The organism is Congzhengia minquanensis (genome assembly GCF_014384785.1).
GTDB classification, from domain to species: Bacteria; Bacillota; Clostridia; order UBA1381; family UBA9506; genus Congzhengia; species Congzhengia minquanensis.
Map to the genome: position 1 here is coordinate 131,675 of NZ_JACRSU010000002.1, position 20,046 is coordinate 151,720.

General features: G+C 43.5%; 18 protein-coding genes. 13 read left to right on the forward strand and 5 right to left on the reverse strand.

The genetic code is table 11. The features are described 5' to 3' along the window. Window positions 1-122 precede the first annotated feature (122 nt). From H8698_RS05735 to ftsH, 7 genes are all read left to right on the forward strand, one after another. A complete protein-coding gene (locus H8698_RS05735; RefSeq protein WP_249311660.1) occupies window positions 123-1,079 on the forward strand; it encodes a DUF2232 domain-containing protein in 957 nt (318 codons plus the stop codon). 22 nt (window positions 1,080-1,101) lie between these two features. Continuing rightward, window positions 1,102-3,099, forward strand: coding sequence for a DHH family phosphoesterase (locus tag H8698_RS05740; RefSeq protein ID WP_249311661.1), 1,998 nt, complete (start codon window positions 1,102-1,104; stop codon window positions 3,097-3,099). 31 nt (window positions 3,100-3,130) lie between these two features. After that, window positions 3,131-3,577 carry a 50S ribosomal protein L9 gene (gene rplI, locus H8698_RS05745; RefSeq protein ID WP_177680090.1) on the forward strand — a complete coding sequence of 149 codons (447 nt, stop codon included), beginning with the start codon at window positions 3,131-3,133 and terminating at the stop codon, window positions 3,575-3,577. 26 nt (window positions 3,578-3,603) lie between these two features. Next, window positions 3,604-4,947, forward strand: a complete 1,344-nt coding sequence (dnaB, locus tag H8698_RS05750) for a replicative DNA helicase (RefSeq protein ID WP_249311662.1) — start codon at window positions 3,604-3,606, stop codon at window positions 4,945-4,947. Window positions 4,948-4,968: 21 nt separating this feature from the next. After that, window positions 4,969-6,330, forward strand: coding sequence for a tRNA lysidine(34) synthetase TilS (tilS, locus tag H8698_RS05755; RefSeq protein ID WP_249311663.1), 1,362 nt, complete (start codon window positions 4,969-4,971; stop codon window positions 6,328-6,330). Further along, window positions 6,323-6,865, forward strand: coding sequence for a hypoxanthine phosphoribosyltransferase (hpt, locus tag H8698_RS05760; RefSeq protein WP_249311664.1), 543 nt, complete (start codon window positions 6,323-6,325; stop codon window positions 6,863-6,865). The genes tilS and hpt overlap by 8 nt, the downstream gene beginning before the upstream one ends. A gap of 90 nt (window positions 6,866-6,955) precedes the next feature. Continuing rightward, window positions 6,956-8,863, forward strand: a complete 1,908-nt coding sequence (ftsH, locus tag H8698_RS05765; protein ID WP_249311665.1) for an ATP-dependent zinc metalloprotease FtsH — start codon at window positions 6,956-6,958, stop codon at window positions 8,861-8,863. A 45-nt stretch (window positions 8,864-8,908) separates the two neighbouring features. Here ftsH and H8698_RS05770 read toward each other — a convergent pair whose 3' ends face one another. Continuing rightward, on the reverse strand, window positions 8,909-9,346 hold the full coding sequence (locus H8698_RS05770; RefSeq protein ID WP_249311666.1) for a GatB/YqeY domain-containing protein: 438 nt from the start codon (window positions 9,344-9,346) through the stop codon (window positions 8,909-8,911). Window positions 9,347-9,363: 17 nt separating this feature from the next. Then, window positions 9,364-9,993: a uracil phosphoribosyltransferase gene (upp, locus tag H8698_RS05775; protein ID WP_249311667.1), complete on the reverse strand. Its 630-nt coding sequence runs from the start codon at window positions 9,991-9,993 to the stop codon at window positions 9,364-9,366. 418 nt (window positions 9,994-10,411) lie between these two features. Here upp and potA point away from each other — a divergent pair, with 418 nt between their 5' ends. From potA to H8698_RS05805, 6 genes are read left to right on the forward strand one after another with little or no spacing between them, the layout of a single operon-like run. Beyond that, window positions 10,412-11,455, forward strand: coding sequence for a spermidine/putrescine ABC transporter ATP-binding protein (gene potA, locus H8698_RS05780; RefSeq protein WP_249311668.1), 1,044 nt, complete (start codon window positions 10,412-10,414; stop codon window positions 11,453-11,455). Beyond that, a complete protein-coding gene (locus tag H8698_RS05785; protein ID WP_249311669.1) occupies window positions 11,452-12,291 on the forward strand; it encodes an ABC transporter permease in 840 nt (279 codons plus the stop codon). Before potA ends, H8698_RS05785 begins: the two co-directional genes overlap by 4 nt. Continuing rightward, complete coding sequence (locus H8698_RS05790; protein WP_249311670.1) at window positions 12,288-13,061, forward strand: ABC transporter permease; 774 nt, start codon at window positions 12,288-12,290, stop codon at window positions 13,059-13,061. The genes H8698_RS05785 and H8698_RS05790 overlap by 4 nt, the downstream gene beginning before the upstream one ends. Window positions 13,062-13,092: 31 nt before the next feature. Continuing rightward, window positions 13,093-14,127, forward strand: a complete 1,035-nt coding sequence (locus tag H8698_RS05795; RefSeq protein WP_249311671.1) for an ABC transporter substrate-binding protein — start codon at window positions 13,093-13,095, stop codon at window positions 14,125-14,127. 2 nt (window positions 14,128-14,129) lie between these two features. Then, the gene (gene dusB, locus H8698_RS05800; protein ID WP_249311672.1) at window positions 14,130-15,071 is read left to right on the forward strand and encodes a tRNA dihydrouridine synthase DusB; all 942 of its coding nucleotides are present in this window, start codon (window positions 14,130-14,132) and stop codon (window positions 15,069-15,071) included. Window positions 15,072-15,091: 20 nt separating this feature from the next. Further along, window positions 15,092-15,958, forward strand: a complete 867-nt coding sequence (locus H8698_RS05805; protein WP_249311673.1) for an EamA family transporter — start codon at window positions 15,092-15,094, stop codon at window positions 15,956-15,958. Here H8698_RS05805 and H8698_RS05810 read toward each other — a convergent pair. From H8698_RS05810 to H8698_RS05820, 3 genes are read right to left on the reverse strand one after another with little or no spacing between them, the layout of a single operon-like run. After that, on the reverse strand, window positions 15,955-18,225 hold the full coding sequence (locus tag H8698_RS05810; RefSeq protein ID WP_249311674.1) for a glycoside hydrolase family 2 protein: 2,271 nt from the start codon (window positions 18,223-18,225) through the stop codon (window positions 15,955-15,957). The two genes, H8698_RS05805 and H8698_RS05810, sit on opposite strands and share 4 nt — an antisense overlap. Window positions 18,226-18,227: 2 nt before the next feature. Further along, window positions 18,228-19,490 (reverse strand): SGNH/GDSL hydrolase family protein, encoded by a 1,263-nt coding sequence (locus tag H8698_RS05815; RefSeq protein WP_249311675.1) that lies wholly within the window; start codon window positions 19,488-19,490, stop codon window positions 18,228-18,230. Further along, the gene (locus H8698_RS05820) at window positions 19,487-20,029 is read right to left on the reverse strand and encodes a YgjV family protein (protein ID WP_249311676.1); all 543 of its coding nucleotides are present in this window, start codon (window positions 20,027-20,029) and stop codon (window positions 19,487-19,489) included. Before H8698_RS05820 ends, H8698_RS05815 begins: the two co-directional genes overlap by 4 nt. Window positions 20,030-20,046: the final 17 nt, after the last annotated feature.

The window sequence follows — 20,046 nt, forward strand, 5'->3', positions numbered from 1 at the left end:
CCGGGCGGCTGTTTCTATATCCGGCGTCAGGTAGGTAGCGGAATAATTTTTGATATATCTTGATATTTTAAAAATAATGTGATAAAATGTAAAATAATATATGAGTATAAGGAGGAAAAGAATTGCCTTCTAACAAATTAAAGGAATTTTTTCTGGCTGTTTTAATAACAGTTGTTTTTACATTGCTCACATTGCTTCCGGCCGCTGCGCTGTCTATTTTGTGCGCCGCTGCCGTGACTGCACTGCTTGGCTATTCCGCCACGCGGTTCCATTTTGGCTTTGTGGCGTTCCAGGCGTTTGTTATTTGCGCCGTTTATGTTTTGTTTCAAAAGAGTCTGTCAGGTGCACTGATAACTTCCCTTCCCTTGATTTTGTGTGGTCTGACGCTGGGAATTTGTTATAATGTGAAGCTGTCTGTTTTCAAGCTGCTCAGTATTTTTACCTCTGTATATGTATTGAACATAGCGGTTAATATAAAACTGGCGGGCATGGCATCGCCGGGGCAAAACATTTTTGAAGAGGCGATTGCCTCCGTAGGGCAGGTTTATAAAGAGTCTTTAACTGCAATGTATGGTTCCCAGCTTTCGGGCACGGAGATAAACAATGTTGTGTCCGAGCTGACCTCCACCCTGCTGCGGTTTACGCCCAGCTTTATCGTAATTGCGTGTATTTGCTTTGCGCTTCTTAGTTATTATTTGTTTAAACGGATTTTAAAAATTAGAAAATCGGACCTATCAATGTTCGCATCGTTTTCTGATTGGAGAGGGGACAAAGTGATCAGCATAACCTACTTTGTTCTGCTGGCATTTTATTTTGTGGTGCCTGCCGGCAATTTTCTGTCAGACACTCTGCTGAACATGGTTACTGTTATGACCTTTGTCTTTTTTGTTTTGGGACTGTCTTTTCTTGAATATAAATTAAAAAATAGGATCGAAAAGTCCGGCGTGCGCAAGCTCGTTTTAGTTGGCATTTCTTTGTCGGCTTTTGTTTTAATGGGGCTTCCCTTTTTAGCACTCGCCATTTGCGGCGCGCTGGACGGCTGTTTTGACTTCCGGCACAGAAAAAAAATCATTCGTTAGCTTCCTTAGGAGTTGAGTCGTTATGAAAAACAATAATAAGATAGAAAAGCTTTACCTGACCGGCGAGGTGTATATTTTAGCCTTTGCCGTTTTAGGCGTGGTTTTAATTTTCAGCGATTTCTGGATCGGCGTTATTCAGCTGTCCCTTGCGGTTATTTCACTTATTTTAAATTTTATTTTAAAAAAAATCTCCCGCAAGCGTTTAAACGCCATGATAGAAAAGGTGACCATGGACGCCGGCGACACCAGCAGCAATGCTCTGCTGTCGTTCCCTCTGCCCATTGCACTTTTAGACGCAGAGGGTGCAATCCGGTGGTATAACACCGAATTCCGGGATATTTTTCCGGGCAGGCACCTAAGTGAATGTTCTGTTTTGGACCTGTTTCCAGAGTTTAATAAAGGACTGCTCCGCGCAGACGACGAAAATAATGGGTTTATTTGTGAATTGAAGTCTGGCGACAAGGTGTTTAAAGCAATCGGCAACACACCACAAGCATCAGAAGAAAACAAGCCCATGACCCTGCTTTATTTGGAGGACATTACAAAAGAAGCGGAAATCCAAAAGAAATATATCAGTGAAAAAACTTTTGAATGCCTGGTTTTTGTGGATAACTATGACGAGCTGATGGAATCTACCCCTTCGGCCTACGTTCCGCAGCTTCAGGCACAGATTTATAAGGAAATTAACGACTGGACAGCTGAGCACAGCGGTATGCTTATTAAATATGAAAAAGACAAATATTTTATTATTTTTGAATACCGCCACTTGGAACAGTTTATTAAGAACAAATTCGAAATTTTAAACAAAATTCGTTCCATCAGCGAAAAAAATACCATTCCCGCAACCGTCAGTATTGGAATCGGCTTAAACGGCCAGACGCTGTCTGAAAACGACACGTTTGCTAAAAATGCCATTAATATGGCCTTAGGCCGCGGCGGCGACCAGGTTGTAATGAAGGATAACGAACAGTTCCGCTTTTACGGTGGCTCAACAAAAGAACACGAAAAAAGCACCCGGGTGAAGGCGCGCGTCGTAAGCTTTGCCCTTTCCGGCCTTGTAAACAACGCTGAGAACGTTATTGTGCTGACCCACAAAAACGCCGATGTGGACGGTTTTGGCGCCGCATTTGGAATTTACCGGATTTGCCGCATTCACAACAAGCCCATTAACATTTGTATGGAAACCTACGACAAAACCGTGGCGAATATGATAACGCGTTTGGAAAACAGCGAAGAATATGACGGTTTGATTATCACCGCATCACAGGCGGCGGCAAGAATCAATCAGAACACGCTGATTGTTGTGGTAGACACCCACAAAACTTCCCTTTTAGAAGCGCCTGCCCTGCTGAAGCCAACAAAACAAATTGTCATTGTAGACCACCACAGAAGAAGCGCAGATTTTATTGAACACACCGCATTGGTCTACCACGAGCCCTACGCCTCCTCTGCCTGCGAAATGGTTACAGAGATTTTGCAGTATACAACGAACAAAATGTCGTTAACAAAATTAGAGGCCGAGGCTCTCTATTCCGGAATTGTTGTAGATACGAAGAACTTTACGTTTAAAACCGGCGTCCGCACCTTTGAAGCCGCTTCATTTTTAAGGCGTCAGGGCGTTGATACTGTGGCTGTGAAAACCATGTTTCAGCAGGATTTGCAGTCTTATGTTAAGCGGTCCGACATTATCAGAAACTCTACGATTATCAGAGATAACATTGCAGTGAGCATTGCGCCAAAATCAGACGAGTCCACCCACATCATCGCCGCCCAGGCAGCTGATGAACTGCTCAATATTAAGGGTATTATCGCGTCTTTTGTTATTTTTAATTCAAACGACGGCGTCGCCATCAGCGGAAGGTCTTTGGGCGGAATTAATGTTCAGGTAATTTTGGAAAAGCTCGGCGGCGGCGGACACTTAACCATTGCCGGCGCACAGCTTCCCGGGACTTCTGCTGAGGAGGCGAAACAGCAGCTGCTTGCTGCGATTGACGAATATTATTTAGAATCAACCAACTAAACTTACAACGTATGAAAGGGGCGAATTACGCATGAAAGTAATTTTACAGGCCGATGTTAAGGGGCACGGAAAAAAAGGAGATTTGGTAAACGCATCAGATGGATATGCGAAAAACTATTTGATTCCAAAAGGCCTTGCCGTTCTGGCTGATAAAACAACCATAAATGAACTGGAAAACAGAAAAAGTTCTGAGCAGTTTCATAAAAACCAGGAGGAACTCCATGCAAAGCAGCTGGCCGAAAAGTTGGAAGGCTCTAAGATAAAATTCCAGATAAAGGCGGGAGACAACGGAAAGCTGTTTGGCTCCATCACAGCAAAAGACATTGCCGAACAAATTAAGATGCAGCTTCACGTTGAGATCGACAAAAAAAAGGTTGTGCTGCCGGACAGTATTAAAACCCTTGGCAGCACGGAAGTTGTGATAAAGGTTTATGCCAATATTGCCGCAAAGATAACGGTTGAGGTTTTACCGCTTTAAAACACAAAGGAAAGGGCTGCCCGCAAATGGATGTGCAAAACGATAATTTCATACAAACTCCCCTGCCGCACAACAAAGAAGCGGAACAGTCTGTGCTCGGCTCCATGTTGATTGACCGCGATTGCGTAACTGCTGCTTTTGAGCGTTTGAGTGCAGACGATTTTTACATTGAAGCCAACAAAAAAATATTTTCCGCAATGCAGGCGTTGTTTAACCGCAATACTCCAATCGATTTGGTAACGGTTTCTGAGGAACTCACCGCAGGCGGTGTGTTGGAAGCGGTAGGCGGAATTCAATATATTTCCTATCTTGCCACAACATTGCCGACAACAGCAAACATCGTTCAGCATATAGATATTGTGTGCGAAAAATCCTTAAGACGAAAATTAATACATACCGCAAACGACATTATTGACAAAAGTTACAACGCAGGCGGCTCCTCCCAGGAAGTGGCGGATAACGCCGGCAAACTGATTTTCGATGCGCTGGAAGATAACAGCCAGCGCGGCATGGTTCACATTCGCGATTTGCTTCTGCAAACACACGACAACCTTACGGATATGTATCAAAACAAGGGTAAGCTCACCGGCGCTCCAACAGGCTTTGAGGGGCTGGACAAAGAACTTCATGGGCTGCAGAAGTCTGACCTTATTTTAATTGCCGCCCGGCCCGGAATGGGAAAAACCAGCTTTGCTCTAAATGTTGCGTCCCACGCAGCTATTCGGGGAAATGTTCCTGTGGCTATTTTCAGTTTGGAAATGTCCGGTGTTCAGCTGGTTTCAAGGCTAATCAGTTCCGAAATGCTCATTGACAGCAACCATCTGCGCAGTGGTGAACTGGAAGACGACGACTGGGAAAAAATTGCGGTATCGTTAAACACTTTAGGAAATGCGCCGATTTACATCAGTGACTCCACAAACATCACCGTGTCGGATATCCGTGCAAGGTGCCGCAGGTTAAAGGCGGAAAAGGGTTTAGGATTGATTGTGATTGACTATTTGCAGCTCATGTCCGGCTCCCGGTCGGAAAGCAGGCAGCAGGAAGTTTCCGATATGTCCCGTTCCTTAAAAATATTGGCAAAGGAACTAAATGTGCCAATTGTAACCCTTTCCCAGCTTTCCCGTGCGCCGGATCAGCGCAAAGACGACCATAGACCAAAGCTGAGCGACCTTCGTGAGTCTGGCGCCATTGAGCAGGACGCAGATATTGTTTTGTTTTTATACCGGGACGAAATTTATAACCCCGACACGGAACAAAAAAATATTGCGGAATGTATCATTGCAAAGCACCGTAACGGTTCAACGGGAAACATTAAAATGGTCTGGGCTGGTCAATATACGAAATTTATGAACCTTGACAACCAGCATTAAAAACATATGAAAAATGAGTTTATGAATTGCATAAAAAATACAATATTGCGAAACGGCCTGCTCTCCCCCAAAGACTCTGTTCTGGTTGCGGTTTCAGGCGGTGCAGATTCTGTTTGTCTGCTGCATGTTTTGTGTGCGCTGAAAGATGAATTGAATCTTACCCTGTCGGTTGCCCATTTAAACCATATGCTCCGCGGCAGCGAGGCGGACAGAGATGAAGAATTTGTGCGCAGCTTGTGTGCACGGCTTAACATTCCCTTTTACTGCGAACGTGTTGACGTAGCACACATGGCAAATTGTAATAAAATGACCTGCGAAGAGGCGGGCCGGAAGGCAAGATACGATTTTTTTCTGCGTTTAAAAACAAAATATTCCATTGACAAAATTGCAACTGCCCACAATAAAAACGACAATGCAGAAACGGTTTGCATGCGTTTTTTGCGCGGAACGGGGATTAACGGTCTTGCAGGAATACCAATTAAAAACAATTTTTCTGTTATTAGGCCGCTTTTAAACACTTCTCGGCAGGATATTGAAACATATTTAAAAGAAAACGGCATTTCCTATATTACCGACAGTTCTAATCTTTCTGACGATTATTTAAGAAACCGTATCCGGCATCACTTTCTTCCGGATGTTATAAGAAACTATAACAAAAATTTTGTGGAAACTCTTAGTGAAAACATTTTACTTTACCGCGAGGCCAGCCATTTTTTAAAAAAGCAGGCTGACAGTGCTTTTTTAAAGCTTGCAAACTGGCAAAGCTACGGCATTTATTTTGATTTGCCTGCACTTTTGCAGGAAGACAGCTATGTGGTAAAATGCCTGATTCGGACCGCGATATCGGAACAGACAAAAGCAGAGGCATCTGGCAAAACGGTGCGGTTCATATATGAAAACGTAGTTTTGGGAAATTGTACCTCGCTAAGCGTAAGCGCACTTCTCACTGTTTACAAGCTGTATGACCGGCTCTATTTTGTTACAGCAAATGCAAAAACGCAGTTTTATTATGAAAACAAAGGTTTAGAGGAAATGATCATATCTGAAACCGGAAATAAACTTTTGTTTTCAGAAGGCTCCGGAGATTTTGCACACGAGAAAAATGTTATTTATATCAAGAAATCCATGTGTAAAGACATATGCTTTACAGTTAGAAACCGCCTGCCCGGCGATAGCATTTCGCTGGGGTTTGGCCATAAAACTATAAAAAAACTGTTGATTGACGAAAAAGTTCCCTCGTTTTTAAGGGATGAAATTCCAATACTGCTTTTGGGTGACGAAATCGTCTGGGTTTGCGGAATTCGTGACAATCCCGCCTTCCGCGCTGCACCAGGCGATGCGTATATAAAAATCAGTTATCTTAAGGAGAAAAATCATGAATAAGGACATAAGCAAAATATATTTCAGTGCAGAGGATATTAAAGTCAAAATTACTGAAATGGCGAAGGAACTTGATGCAGTTTATGAAGGCGAGGAAGTGTTGTTCGTCGGGGTTTTAAAAGGCAGCCTGCCTTTTTTTGTCGACCTGGCAAGATGCGTCAGTTTCCCCGTTATGTTTGATTTTATATGCGCCTCAAGCTATGGCAGCAGCACTCATTCTTCCGGCACACTGAAAATCACTAAAGATTTAAGTACCTCGGTTGAGGGTAAGAATGTTTTAGTTGTGGAAGATATTTTAGACTCGGGCAACACGCTTTTTAACCTGTTTGCGCACCTGTCTAAGCAAAACCCCAAAAGCCTAAAGCTGTGCTGTTTGTTAGATAAGCCCTCCCGCCGGGAGCGGGACATTAAAGCCGATTTTACCGGCTTTACCATTCCCGACGAGTTTGTTGTGGGCTATGGGCTTGATTATGCAGAGCGTTACCGCGAACTGCCATACATAGGAATTTTAAAGTCTGAGGTCTATGAAAATCGTTAACATTAAATGAATATTTTGAATTAGTGATTGTATTTTATAAGATAATATGATAGACTAAGATGAATTTATGGTTTTTAGGAGTGAAAATTTTTGAAAAAATATAACAAACGAAATTTCAGTGGAATTTGGTTCTATGTGGTTCTGCTCGCTATTGTTCTGCTGATTTTCAGTGTTTTAAATTACCGTCCCGGTATCAAACAAATTCTATACTCTGATTTATTAAACTATATTAAATCTGAACAGATTACAGAAATGGTAATCGAGGACAGAAAGGTAACCATTGCATTAAAAGAACAAAACCCCGTGGGCGACTCCAACAAGCGGATTGCCAGCATTCCTTCTATTGGAATTTTATATGAAAACGCCGGGGAGGAAATACAGAAACAGTTAGACAGCGGAAGCTTAAAGCTCGACACTCCCGCACCGGAAGAATTCCCCTGGTGGGTGTCGTTTTTGCCTACCCTGCTCACTGTGGGCATTTTTATTGCCTTTTGGTTCTTCTTTATGCGGCAGGCTCAGGGCGGCGGCAAGGCAATGTCCTTTGGCAAGAGTACCGCTAAAATGACCCAAGGCAGCGAAACCCATGTGACTTTTAAAGACGTTGCCGGTGCAGATGAAGAAAAAGAAGAACTTGAGGAAATTGTAGATTTTCTGCGGGATTCCTCTAAATTTATAGAACTTGGCGCACGCATCCCGAAAGGAATTTTGCTTGTCGGCCCTCCCGGAACCGGTAAAACGTTGCTTGCAAAAGCTGTTGCCGGCGAAGCAAAGGTGCCGTTTTTCAGCATCAGCGGCTCCGATTTTGTTGAAATGTTTGTGGGTGTTGGCGCGTCCCGCGTTCGCGATTTGTTTGAACAGGCAAAGAAGAATTCGCCCAGTATTATTTTTATTGATGAGATTGATGCTGTTGGTCGTCACAGAGGTGCCGGTCTCGGCGGCGGGCATGACGAACGCGAACAGACCTTAAACCAGCTTTTGGTTGAGATGGACGGATTTGGCGCAAATGAAGGCATTATCATAATTGCTGCAACCAACAGGCCGGATATTTTAGACCCCGCCCTGCTTCGTCCCGGCAGATTCGACCGTCAGGTAGTAGTTAACACGCCGGACGCTAAGGGAAGGGAAGAAATTTTAAAAGTTCATTCCCGCGCAAAACCTTTGGCCAGCGATGTGGATTTATCTGTTTTGGCGAAAACCACCTCCGGCTTTACCGGTGCTGACCTTGAAAACCTGATGAACGAGGCAGCTCTGCTGGCAGCTAAAAAAGGTCAGAAGAAAATAAATATGAAAGATATTGAAGACTCTGTGATTAAAGTAATTGCAGGGCCTGAAAAGCGCTCGAAAGTGGTTTCTGACAAAGAAAAGAAGCTCGTCTCCTACCACGAGGCCGGCCATGCAATTATCCACCATGTTCTGCCCCACTGCGACCCGGTTCACGAAGTTTCCATTATCCAGCGCGGACGCGCCGGCGGATATACGCTGTCTCTGCCGAAGGAAGATAAAAACTACGTTTCTAAAGAAGATATGCTGGACAATATTGTAAGCCTCTTAGGCGGCCGCGTTGCGGAGAAGCTTGTTTTAGACGATATTTCAACAGGCGCTTCCAACGACATTGAGCGTGCAAGTAAAATTGCCCGTGATATGGTTACAAAATATGGCATGAGTGAACGGCTTGGCCCAATTTCGTTCCGTTCGGACAATGATGAAGTTTTCTTAGGAATGAGTTATTCCCACTCCAGAGACTACAGCGAAGAGGTTGCGGCTGAAATTGACGGCGAGGTTCGCAGAATTATCGAAGATTCTTATAAACGCTGTACCGATATTTTAACAGAAAACATGGCAAAGCTGCACAACGTTGCAGGCGCTCTGTTTGAAAAGGAAAAAATTAACGGCGATGAATTTGTTCAGCTGTTTCATATGGATGAAACGACAAACGACGAAACGGAAGAAACGAAGACGATAGAACCAGATTCGGATTTTGAACCTGAAAATGCTTAAATAAAAACACAGCCGGCAAATTAGCCGGCTGTGTTTTTATTTGTTTTATTTGCACAGTTCTGCAACAACTGCGCTGATAACTTTACCGTCTGCTTTACCCTTTAGTTCCGCCATAACGGCCTTCATAATGAGGCCCTTGTTTTTTCCAGCCAAAACATCTGCAAATTTTGTGCTAATGATTTCTTTAATTTCATCTTCACTAAGCTGCTTCGGCGCATATTTTTCAACCACTTCATATGCCGCCGTATATTCGGCCTTAAGTTCATCGCGCTCCGGCGGGCAGGTATCGATTTGCTCTTTAATGGATTTTAACTCTTTTAATATAACCCTGTCTACCAGTTCTTCTGGAATGTCATCTCTCACGCCTTCGTCAATTGCAACTTTTTTTACCGCAGCAATCAGCGAGGAAATTGCATCTTTGGTTGCCTTGTCTTTTGCTTTCATTGCTGCAACCATGTCTTTTCTTAAAACCTCAATATTCATAAACCTATCTCCTATCTTTAAATTGTTCCAAACAACCTGTCACCTGCGTCGCCCAGCCCCGGAACGATGTAACCTTTTTCGTTCAGCTTTTCATCAATTGTACCTACAAAAAGCTCAATGTCCGGATGTGCGTTCATCACCGCCTCTACCCCTTCGGGCGCGCCAATAATGCACATGAGCTTAATCCGTTTCGCGCCGCGCTGCTTGATAAAATCAATCGCAGCAATAGAGCTGCCCCCGGTGGCAAGCATAGGGTCTAACACAATGACCTGTCGTTTATCAATGTCAGGCGGCAGCTTGCAGTAATATTCTTTTGGCTCTAATGTTTCATGGTCGCGGTAAAGGCCGACATGCCCCACCTTTGCCGCAGGAATAATGCTCATAAGCGCGTCCACCATTCCTAAACCCGCCCGGAGGATTGGCACAAGAGCAACCTGCTTTGCAATAAACTTTCCGGTAGTTTCCGCAATTGGTGTATTCACTGTTTGCTCAATCATATCAAGGTCTCTGGTGGACTCGTACCCCATCAGCAGGGATATTTCATACACCAATTCCCGAAAATCTTTTACCGTGGTCTTTTCGTCCCTTATCATGGAAATCTTATGCAGGATAAGGGGATGCGTCATTTCATGCACTCTTTCGTTCATGATTGTATCAATACCTTTCTGTCCGCAAAAATTAGATTTTGGCACTTACCGCGGGCAAGTATCGTGCCTCAACTAAAAATTACATATTGTATTTATTATACCAAAATTCCGGCAATTTGTCCATAAGAATACGACAAAAATATATTTTTTTATGGTATTCTCCTGAAATTCGGCAGTATTTAAGCAAAGTTATTGACATAAGTAATAATTTTCCCAACATTATACCAGACATTTTTATTTATATTGACTAAATTTAAAAAAAGTGTTTCTTTTTCTGGAACTTTATGCTATAATACGTTTAGAATTAAATATTTCATTTTTTAATATACGGTTATCGTATAGCTTTAAAATGTGGGGTGTCGGACGCATAAGAACGATGTGCGTCCGGCATTTTTTTAACAGTATGGGAGGGTGATAAATGTCCAACGCTATTATTAAACTTGAAAATATTTCTAAAAGCTTTGGTGAAGAGGATATTCTTGAAAATTTCAGTGTTGAAATTGCGCGGCACGAGTTCGTCACAATATTAGGCCCCAGCGGGTGCGGTAAAACCACTACCCTGCGCTTAATCGGCGGTTTTGAATTGCCGGACAGCGGCCGGATTTTGTTCGACGGAGAAGACATTACCAGTCTTCCCCCTTATAAAAGGCGGCTGAACACTGTTTTTCAAAAATATGCTCTTTTTCCGCATATGAACGTGTTTGATAATGTGGCTTTTGGTTTGTCGATAAAAAAAGTAGATAAAAAAATTATGAAAGAAAAGGTCAGCGACGTTTTAAAGCTTGTAAACTTAAAGGGCTTTGAAAACAGAAATATTTCGTCCCTTTCCGGCGGGCAGCAACAGCGCATTGCCATTGCCCGAGCACTGGTAAACGAGCCTGAGGTATTGCTTTTGGACGAGCCTTTAGGCGCGCTTGACTTAAAGCTCCGGCAGGAAATGCAGTTAGAGCTGAAAAAAATTCAGACCAAGCTGGGCATTACGTTTATTTATGTCACCCACGACCAGGAGGAAGCTCTAACCATGTCCGACGAAATCATCGTGATGAACGACGGCCAAATTCAGCAAAAGGGTACGCCTGTGGATATTTACAACGAGCCAAAAAATGCATTTGTCGCCGGTTTTATTGGCGAAAGTAACATTATAGACGGCATTATGAAAAAAGACCTTTTGGTGCAGTTTGCCGGTCAGGACTTTGTTTGCCTAGACAGTGGATTTGACGAAAATGAACTGGTAGACGTGGTAATCCGCCCGGAAGACATTAAATTTGATAAGGAAAACGGCAGGATAAAAGGAACTGTCCAGTCTGTGGTGTTTAAGGGCGTTCACTACGAAATGCATATCCGCGCTGAAAATTTTGACTGGATTGTGCACTCCACAGCCATGGAGCCTGAAGGCAGCACGGTGTTTTTAGACCTTTATCCCAATGATATTCATATCATGAGGAAGGTGGCGGAAGAATGAACAGACGTTGGTATAGCTATCCATACATCGTTTGGGCGCTGATTTTTATCGTTGTTCCTTTAATCGTCGTGCTTGTTTATGGCATTACGGTTCAGGGGCCTGACGGATCGCTTAACATTTCCTTTGCCAACTTTAAACGGTTTTTTACGCCTGTGTACCTGGGTGTGTTAGGACGGTCGGTTCTATACGCCGCAATCAGCACATTCATCTGTCTGATTATCGGCTACCCCGCTGCGCTGATTTTAACCTCAAAAAACTTAAAACATAAAAGTGTGATGATGCTGTTAATCGTAATTCCCATGTGGATGAATTTATTGCTCAGAACATATTCCTGGCTGACACTGTTGGAAAATGAAGGGCTCATTAATCAGTTTCTTCGGTTCATCGGCGTAATTGAACAAGACGGCTATATTCAGTTTTTGTATGGCAAGGGCGCTGTGATTTTTGGTATGGTGTATAATTTTCTTCCGTTTATGATTTTGCCCATTCATTCGGTAGTGTCAAAAATGGATTACTCCATCATTGAGGCCGCAGAGGATTTAGGCGCAGGAAAAGTGAACGTGTTTCGAAAGGTTATTTTTCCATTAAGCATTCCCGGCATATCCTCAGGAATTACCATGGTGTTTGTTCCCGCCATTACTACCTTTGCCATTTCGAGCATTTTAAGCGGCAACAACGTGAACCTTTTGGGCAATGTGATTGAAAAACAGTTTGGCGTGGGCGGAGACTGGAATTTTGGTTCTACCATGTCGCTAATTTTAATGGTGATGATTTTGGTGAGCTTACTCTTCATGCCGGATTCTGAAAAGGAAAGTCAGGGGGGTATGATGCTATGAAAGACAAACTGTCAAAGCTTTATCTTTACCTGGTTTTCATATTTCTTTATGCGCCCATCATCATTTTAATGATTTACTCCTTTAACGAGTCGAAATACCGTGTTTGGACTGGTTTTTCGCTGAAATGGTATATTGAGCTGTTTCACAACAGACAAATTATGGACGCCCTCTATAACACAATTTTTGTTGCGGTGATCGCCTCAATTCTTTCCACTATCATTGGAACAGCGGCGGCAATTGGAATTGACGGACTGAAAAAGTGGCAGAAAAGCACGGTGATGAATGTAACCATGCTGCCCGTTTTAAATCCGGACATTGTAACAGGCATTTCGTTAATGCTTCTGTTTTACATTGGCAAGCTGCCAACCGGGCGGTTTACGCTGATTTTGGCACACATGTCCTTTTGTATTCCATATGTCATTTTGTCGGTCATGCCAAAGCTAAAACAGGTGAACGCAGGCACCTATGAGGCTGCTCTTGATTTGGGCGCAACGCCGGCCTTAGCAACTGTAAAAGTCACCCTGCCGGAAATTATGCCCGGTGTGATAAATGGCCTGCTTATGGCATTTACGCTGTCTATCGACGATTTTATCGTCAGCTATTTTACCACAGGTCCGGGTGTGGAAAACTTGTCCATATTAATTTATAACGCGGCAAAAAAAGGCGTAAGCCCATCAATTAACGCACTTTCGGCGCTGATGTTTGCGGTGATTTTAGTGCTTTTAATTATTATTAATGCCAGAACTAATAAAAATGCTGCAAAAGCATAATATAACAATATTGAAAGAAAGAGGTTTTAAGATGAAAAAAATTATTGCATTGGTTTTAGCGGTTACACTTTGTTCAGCGGTTTTCAGCGGCTGCGGCGGCGACCCCAAGAAGGTTGTGAAGGTTTATAATGCTGCAGAATACATTGCCGAGGGCGTTATTGAAGAATTTGAAAAAGAAACGGGTTATAAAGTGGTTTACAGCGAGTTCGCTTCTAATGAGGATATGTATACGAAAATAAAAACAACCTCCTATGATGTGCTGGTTCCCTCTGACTATATGATAGACAAGCTGGTAAAAGAGGATTTAATTCAGCCATTGAATTATGACAACATTCCCAACTACCAGTATATTGACGAAACCTTTAAATCGCCGTATTACGACGAAAACGACCAGTATTCCGTTCCCTACATGTGGTCCACCGTGGGGATTCTCTACGACGGCGACAAGGTGACGGATGAAGTTGACGATATGTCCATCATGTGGAACGAAAAGTATTCCGGCAAGATATTCATGTTAGACAGTGTGCGCGACACCATGGGTATGACGCTGAAAAAGTTAGGCTTTTCTGTGAATACTGAAAACGACAGCGAGCTTGCCCAGGCAAAAGAGGAACTGTTAAAACAGCGCCCCTTAATTTTGGGTTATGTAACAGATGAAGTAAAAGACAAAATTATTTCCGGCGAGGGCTATCTTGGCCTGGTGTATTCCGGCGAAGCAGGAAAGGCCATGGAGGAAAAGGACTCTTTAAAATATGCCATTCCCAACAACGGCACAATTTATTGCGTTGACGCAATGGTTGTTCCGAAATCTGCTGAGAACAAAGACGGCGCAGAGGCGTTTATCAACTTTATGCAGCGGCCTGACATTGCGGCAAGAAACGCGCAGGAAACCTGCTATGGCATTACGAACACACAAGGCCGCGACCAGCTTCCGGACGAAGTGAAAAACAACAAAGGCCTTTACCCGGACAACGATGTTTTAGAAAGAAGCGAAATGCTGCAAAGCGAAGGCAACATCAATCAGAAATATCTCGAAATCTGGAACGAAATTACAGCATCGCACTAAAAATGAATGAGTTTTATAAAAACAAAGTAATGTTAGCACCCATGGCCGGCGTTACGGATTTGGCGTTTCGCACCATTTGCAAAGAATGCGGAGCGGATTTGGTGGTTTCTGAAATGATCAGTTCCCGAGGCCTTCATTATAAGGACAAAAAAACCGCCGCGCTTTTAAAGACGAACCAAACCGAAGCGCCGCTGATTGTGCAGTTATTTGGAAACGACCCTGAAATTATGGCCGAAAGCGCAAAAACACTGGAGGGCATGGGCGTTTCTTATCTTGATATTAACATGGGCTGCCCTGCTCCGAAAATTGTGAAAAACGGTGACGGGTGCGCGCTGATGCAAAACGAAATATTAGCAGGAAAAATTGCAGAAACAGTCGTTCAGGCTGTTTCTGTTCCTGTCAGCGTAAAATTCCGCGCAGGCTGGGACACGGACAGCCAAAACGCCGTTTCCTTTGCCAAGGTGATGGAGTGTTCCGGCGTTTCGGCTATTGCCATACATGGGCGTACAAAAGAACAGTTTTACAGCGGGACTGCGAATTTAGAAATTATAAAGCGAGTAAAAGAGGCGGTTTCCGTTCCCGTAATCGGCAACGGCGACATCACAGACGGCGCAAGTGCGAAAAACATGCTTGACAAAACCGGCTGCGACAGTATTATGGTAGGACGGGGCGCTTTGGGCAACCCGTTTATTTTTCAGTGCATAAAAAAAACGCTGGCAGGAGAAACATACTCCGAACCAACCTTGTTTGAAAGGCAACGCGCAATGCAGCGCCATATTGAATTGATGCGAGAAACAAAACCTGAGCGCGTAGGTGTTCCGGAAATGCGAAAGCACTTTGCATGGTATGTAAAAGGGCTTCCCCACTCTGCCAAGTTAAAGGTGCAGGCTTTTTCAGCCAAGTCCTATGAAGAACTTTTCGATTTGGTAAATGAGATGAAATAAAAAGAAAGGAGACAGGTTCCATGTGGATTTTATATGCCTTTGGTTCTGCTTTATTTGCCGGTATTACGTCAATCCTGGCAAAATGCGGCATTAAACAAACAGACTCAAACGTTGCCACGGCAATTCGGACAATTGTTGTTTTGCTGTTTGCCTGGATTATGGTGTTTGTGGTGGGTTCGCAGGGAACATTGTCTTCCATCAGCGCAAAGTCGCTGACCTTTTTAATCTTGTCCGGAGTTGCCACAGGCGCCTCCTGGCTCTGTTATTTCCGCGCCCTGCAAATTGGGGATGTGAACAAGGTTGTTTCTATTGATAAATCCAGCACCGTTCTGACCATTATTCTAGCGTTTATTATTTTAGGCGAAAAGGCCGACACAATGAAAATAACCGGCGCGGTAGCAATCGGCGCCGGCACTTACCTTATGATTCAAAAAAATACCAAAGCAGCAAACGGGGAACCCCCAGAGGGAAAAGCATGGCTTGTTTATGCATTTCTTTCCGCCCTGTTTGCCAGCCTGACAGCTATTTTAGTCAAAATCGGAATTGAAAACGTGGAGTCGAACCTTGGAACGGCTATTCGGACTGTGGTGGTTCTTATCATGTCCTGGATTGTGGTTTTCACAACCGGAAAACACGGTCAGGTAAAAAACATTCCAAAGGGCGAGCTTCTGTTCATCTGCCTTTCCGGCCTGGCCACCGGAGCCTCGTGGCTCTGCTATTACAAGGCCCTGCACGACGGGCTTGCCAGTGTGGTTGTTCCGATCGACAAGCTCAGCATTTTAATCACCGTAGCTTTTTCCAGAATTGTTTTTGGTGAAAAACTGACGGTTAAATCGGGAATTGGACTTTTGTGCATCACCTTAGGCACACTTGCCATGCTGTTTTAAAACGTAAAATCGTCTAATCCACTTTTCTTTAAATCCCGCAGATAATTCTCAAACGAAATATTTAAAAGGCCCGTATAATAGTGATTTTTATACGTTTTTCCGTCAACAGTAAATTCTATCAGATAAAATAACTGGTCCTTCCATAAAATGTCTGTGACCTTCTGTGTTGAATTGGCACGGACATTTACCCTTCCTTCTAAAACCAATTGACCTTCCGTAATATTTGTAATGCGGAAGGATACTTCTTTATCATCTAAATAGTCGTTTGCCGCGTAAAGCGGAAGATTGGCTCCGTCCGGCTCGTCAAACATAAGCAAAACAGGATTTTGAGCCCGCTTAATAAAGTGGAACGCAAGCTTTTTTTCAAAATAATAATCCACAACCGCGTCGGAAAATTGCGGCCAGCCGTCAATTAAATTCCACCAAATCAGCCCGGTTTTTCTCCATTTTTGAATTCGAAAATGCTCAATTAAAAACTTGTCTGCCTCTGCCTGAGAAATTTGACTCATTTTTGCAAGGTCGTTTAAGTTGTCAGGCTCCTTTAAAAACATTGTTTTCACCTGGTCATACATCAGCCGTATGCGGTAAGTGTACGGAGCATCTTCTACCGTTTCCATTGCGGTGGCGTGAACAAGTAATTCTTTCCGCACTGCACCGCTGTCGTCAAAAAATGGCCAAGTCTTTTTCAAAAACTTTTCCATTGACTGCGGCGAATTGCAGCCATGATAGCCTGTTTCACTGGCAAAATGACATTCTGAATTTCTATAATAGTTGCTTTTAAAATAGTCCCGCGGGCCCCACAAATGCTCTTCAGAAGGTCTTTTCCCAAGTTTAAAAGCTGTTTCTGAAATATATGGTGATGACGGAAGGTAAGGCCGTGACCAATCGTGAAGTGCCAAGGCGTGCTTTAACACCTTTCGTGTAATCCAATTTGTGTCCGGATTCAGTTTTACATTGGACCACTCTGCAATTGCCATGTCACATTCATTGTCTCCCGCCCAAAGCACTAAGGATGGATGGTTTCTGTAGCGCTTAATGATAAATTCTGCTTCTTCCAGCATTTTTTGCGCAAATGTAGTGTCAAAAGGGTAAATTGCGCAGCCCATTGCAAAATCCTGCCAAACCATTATACCGTTTTCATCACAAAAATCAAACAATTCCCGACGCTCATACACATTGCCGCCCCAGCAGCGAACCATGTTGCAGCCGGACTCATATAGAAGTTTTAGCGCTTTTTCCATCCGCTGTTCGTCCCGTGAATGAAAAGCATCCAGCGGAACCCAGTTCGTGCCGGTAATAAATGTTTTTACGCCGTTAATACAAAAGCAAAACTCGCCGTTAATTCCTGCAACGTCTGTTCTTTCTAACTTTACCGTTCTGATTCCACTTCTAAATTCATAGGAATCTACCGGCTCCCCTCCTCTGAATAAAAGCTCTGCCTTCACACGATAGAGGTTAGGTTTTCCCTTAAATCTTGGAAACCACAGTTTGCAGTTTTCTACAAAAAGTTCAAAACGGTAGTCGGTGTGATACAATGTCTTTTCTACTTCAAACCTGCTGTCTTCGCAAACGCCGGTGACGCGCACAGAATAATCTTGTATAAAATCACCTTCAACCTCAGTAGTGATATAAAAAGTCAGCGTGGCATCTGTTCCGTCGATTAAACTTGTAGATAAAAAGACATTTTTAATTTGGTTCTTCTTTGTTTTCACCAGCTCCACCGGTTTCCAAATTCCGCTGGTCACAATCCGCGGCATAATGTCCCAGCCATAGGAGTGCGCAGCCTTGCGCATATAAAAGGCCGGATAGTTGTAAGCCGCAAGTGAGATGCACGAAGCCGGCAATTCGAACTTTCTGGCCTCAATGCATACCGGTTTAATGTGAACAATCAGCTCATTGTCCTTTTCTTTCAGCGGTTCAAAAATTTCATATTCTAAAAACATGTTGGAAACAGACTTAACCATTTTCCCATTTAAATAAATATCCGCAACGGTGTCTATCCCATAAAATTTAAGGTGCATGTCCTTTTTTGTGTCAAATCGGGTATAATACCATGCATGCAAGTTTTCCAGTCTCTGTGCTGTCAATGCATTGTCCGAATAAAACAAATCATCAATAATGCCCTGCCGCATCATATCAAGCTGCAGCTCTCCCGGCACGCTGGCTGGAATTATGCGAAGCCCTGCTTTTTCTATTTGTTCAATAGTAATAAAGTCCAAGTTTTTGCAAGCATTGTGCTCTGCATAAGCAACCTTCCAATGATCCATTCTCATCCTCCTTTTGTGCTGCTTAATCCCCTGATTTTTTCCAGCACACCGCCGAGCGCATCACCCATCTGGCAATATCCATTGTCATTCGGATGCACCCAATTCGACTGGTACTCCACAACATCACTGGCATATTTATTTACCCGATATCCTTCTTTCGGGAAGCCATAATCAGGGTCGAGATTTAAAAACATGGGACTTAAAAAGATAAATTCATTTTCCCGGTTTCCATAAACTTTAATCAGCCTTTGGTTTGCCCGCAGAATGTTAAAACGATACATTTTCTGCGTGCCCCTGCAGCCCATTTGTTTTCCCCAGGCGTGCTGCTCCGCTCCCAAAACCGGCAAATTGATTACAATTGGAAGCGCCGCGCTGTATTCCCTTACCGACTGAACAAACCGCTCCATATTGTCCATAAACTTTGCAATGCGTTTATCCGACTCTTCATAGGGACAAATCTGCAAATCGTTTGCTCCCATCAAAATCGTCACAGCGTTTAGGTCTTTTAGACCTTGCCGTTCCACATACTTTGAAAAAGAAAACTCCCACGAAACATTTTTCTCAAGCTGCGTCATTTTCCCGTGTTCAAACCGAAATGCTTCATTTTTATCCGTAACAATTTGCCCGTCTTTCGGATGCTCCACTTTAAATCCGTCGAACTGGTAAGGGTCGTGAAGTGCATCTGCAATGTCCCTGTGGTATCCTAAATCGCCGAAATAGTCCTTACCTGAAACATCTCTGGGAAATAAAAACGGTGAAGTTACATCGCCGTTTTCCCGCGTTCCGTGAAAATAGTTTTCAAAGCTCCAACCGCCGCGGCCTTCGTGATAAATTGTTTTATCAAACGACCGCGAACCCACAAATTCAATGCCATACAGCTTTGTGGCCAAGTGCGCAAGATATTTTGCACTTCTCGTCATAGAGTCACCGACGGCAAGCACGCGAAAAGCTTCACCATTGCGCTGTTTTGCCACAGTTTCAACCATAGTTTTCTTTTCTGCCAGACATACGCCATATGCGTCATATAGCCTAATTTCCAGCGGAAAAACCGTTCCGCTGTCCGGTAACTGGTCAATGTGCCAGCAATGTCCCAGGTTTTCTCCATATTCGCAGTTTACGAAAACGTCAAAATCCTCTGAATACGGCTGAATGATGTTGGCAAAGAAAATGTTAAATTCTTCCCTGTCCGTCTGAATGGTCTGGTTTTCCCGGCTGGAACAAATGTAGAGTTTCGGCGGCAGTATAATTTTTATATCTTTATTCATGCTTCTATCCCCTCTCTTTGGTTATTCGGTTTCTCCGGCTGTTTTAAAATGTCAAACCGCACAATGCCTGTCATTACCGAAATAAAGGTCAGGCAGTCGCTTGTCATGCTGGCGTAGGATCGGCTTGAAAAATTATAAGTAAACCAAAACGGAATACAAATTGCCGTTAATATCCGCACAACTTTTGGTTTTTTCATTGCAAACGCCACATTTTGCAAAACGGCCCCCACCATTGCAAACAGTCCAAGCCAGTTTTTCCACCAAATAACACCAAAGACCACTGCAAACAGGTTAATCAAAACCAGCCATTTGCGGTTTTTGGGCTCCAAACAGTCCCGGTTCATAAATACAATGGCGCATAACATACATGCCGCGGTTTGTGCTGCACCCTCAAAGGCCGCCAGCAGCACATACTGGCCGATGAAAAACGCACGGCCAATGGCCTGCATGAGCATAATTTTTTTCTTGTCGTTCACCTGAAAGGAAAGCACCAGGCACAGTACGCCGATGTAACCTAAAATATGCGGTAAATAGTTCACTTAGGCTCGCTCCTTTT

Excerpts from the sequence above, each read along its gene's own strand:
- H8698_RS05740 (WP_249311661.1), top strand. The coding sequence starts at position 1,102 with ATGAAAAACAATAATAAGATAGAAAAGCTTTACCTGACCGGCGAGGTG.
- rplI (WP_177680090.1), top strand. The coding sequence starts at position 3,131 with ATGAAAGTAATTTTACAGGCCGATGTTAAGGGGCACGGAAAAAAAGGA.
- dnaB (WP_249311662.1), top strand. The coding sequence starts at position 3,604 with ATGGATGTGCAAAACGATAATTTCATACAAACTCCCCTGCCGCACAAC.
- tilS (WP_249311663.1), top strand. The coding sequence starts at position 4,969 with ATGAATTGCATAAAAAATACAATATTGCGAAACGGCCTGCTCTCCCCC.
- hpt (WP_249311664.1), top strand. The coding sequence starts at position 6,323 with ATGAATAAGGACATAAGCAAAATATATTTCAGTGCAGAGGATATTAAA.
- H8698_RS05770 (WP_249311666.1), bottom strand. The coding sequence starts at position 9,346 with ATGAATATTGAGGTTTTAAGAAAAGACATGGTTGCAGCAATGAAAGCA.
- upp (WP_249311667.1), bottom strand. The coding sequence starts at position 9,993 with ATGAACGAAAGAGTGCATGAAATGACGCATCCCCTTATCCTGCATAAG.
- potA (WP_249311668.1), top strand. The coding sequence starts at position 10,412 with ATGTCCAACGCTATTATTAAACTTGAAAATATTTCTAAAAGCTTTGGT.
- H8698_RS05785 (WP_249311669.1), top strand. The coding sequence starts at position 11,452 with ATGAACAGACGTTGGTATAGCTATCCATACATCGTTTGGGCGCTGATT.
- H8698_RS05790 (WP_249311670.1), top strand. The coding sequence starts at position 12,288 with ATGAAAGACAAACTGTCAAAGCTTTATCTTTACCTGGTTTTCATATTT.
- H8698_RS05795 (WP_249311671.1), top strand. The coding sequence starts at position 13,093 with ATGAAAAAAATTATTGCATTGGTTTTAGCGGTTACACTTTGTTCAGCG.
- dusB (WP_249311672.1), top strand. The coding sequence starts at position 14,130 with ATGAATGAGTTTTATAAAAACAAAGTAATGTTAGCACCCATGGCCGGC.
- H8698_RS05805 (WP_249311673.1), top strand. The coding sequence starts at position 15,092 with ATGTGGATTTTATATGCCTTTGGTTCTGCTTTATTTGCCGGTATTACG.
- H8698_RS05810 (WP_249311674.1), bottom strand. The coding sequence starts at position 18,225 with ATGGATCATTGGAAGGTTGCTTATGCAGAGCACAATGCTTGCAAAAAC.
- H8698_RS05815 (WP_249311675.1), bottom strand. The coding sequence starts at position 19,490 with ATGAATAAAGATATAAAAATTATACTGCCGCCGAAACTCTACATTTGT.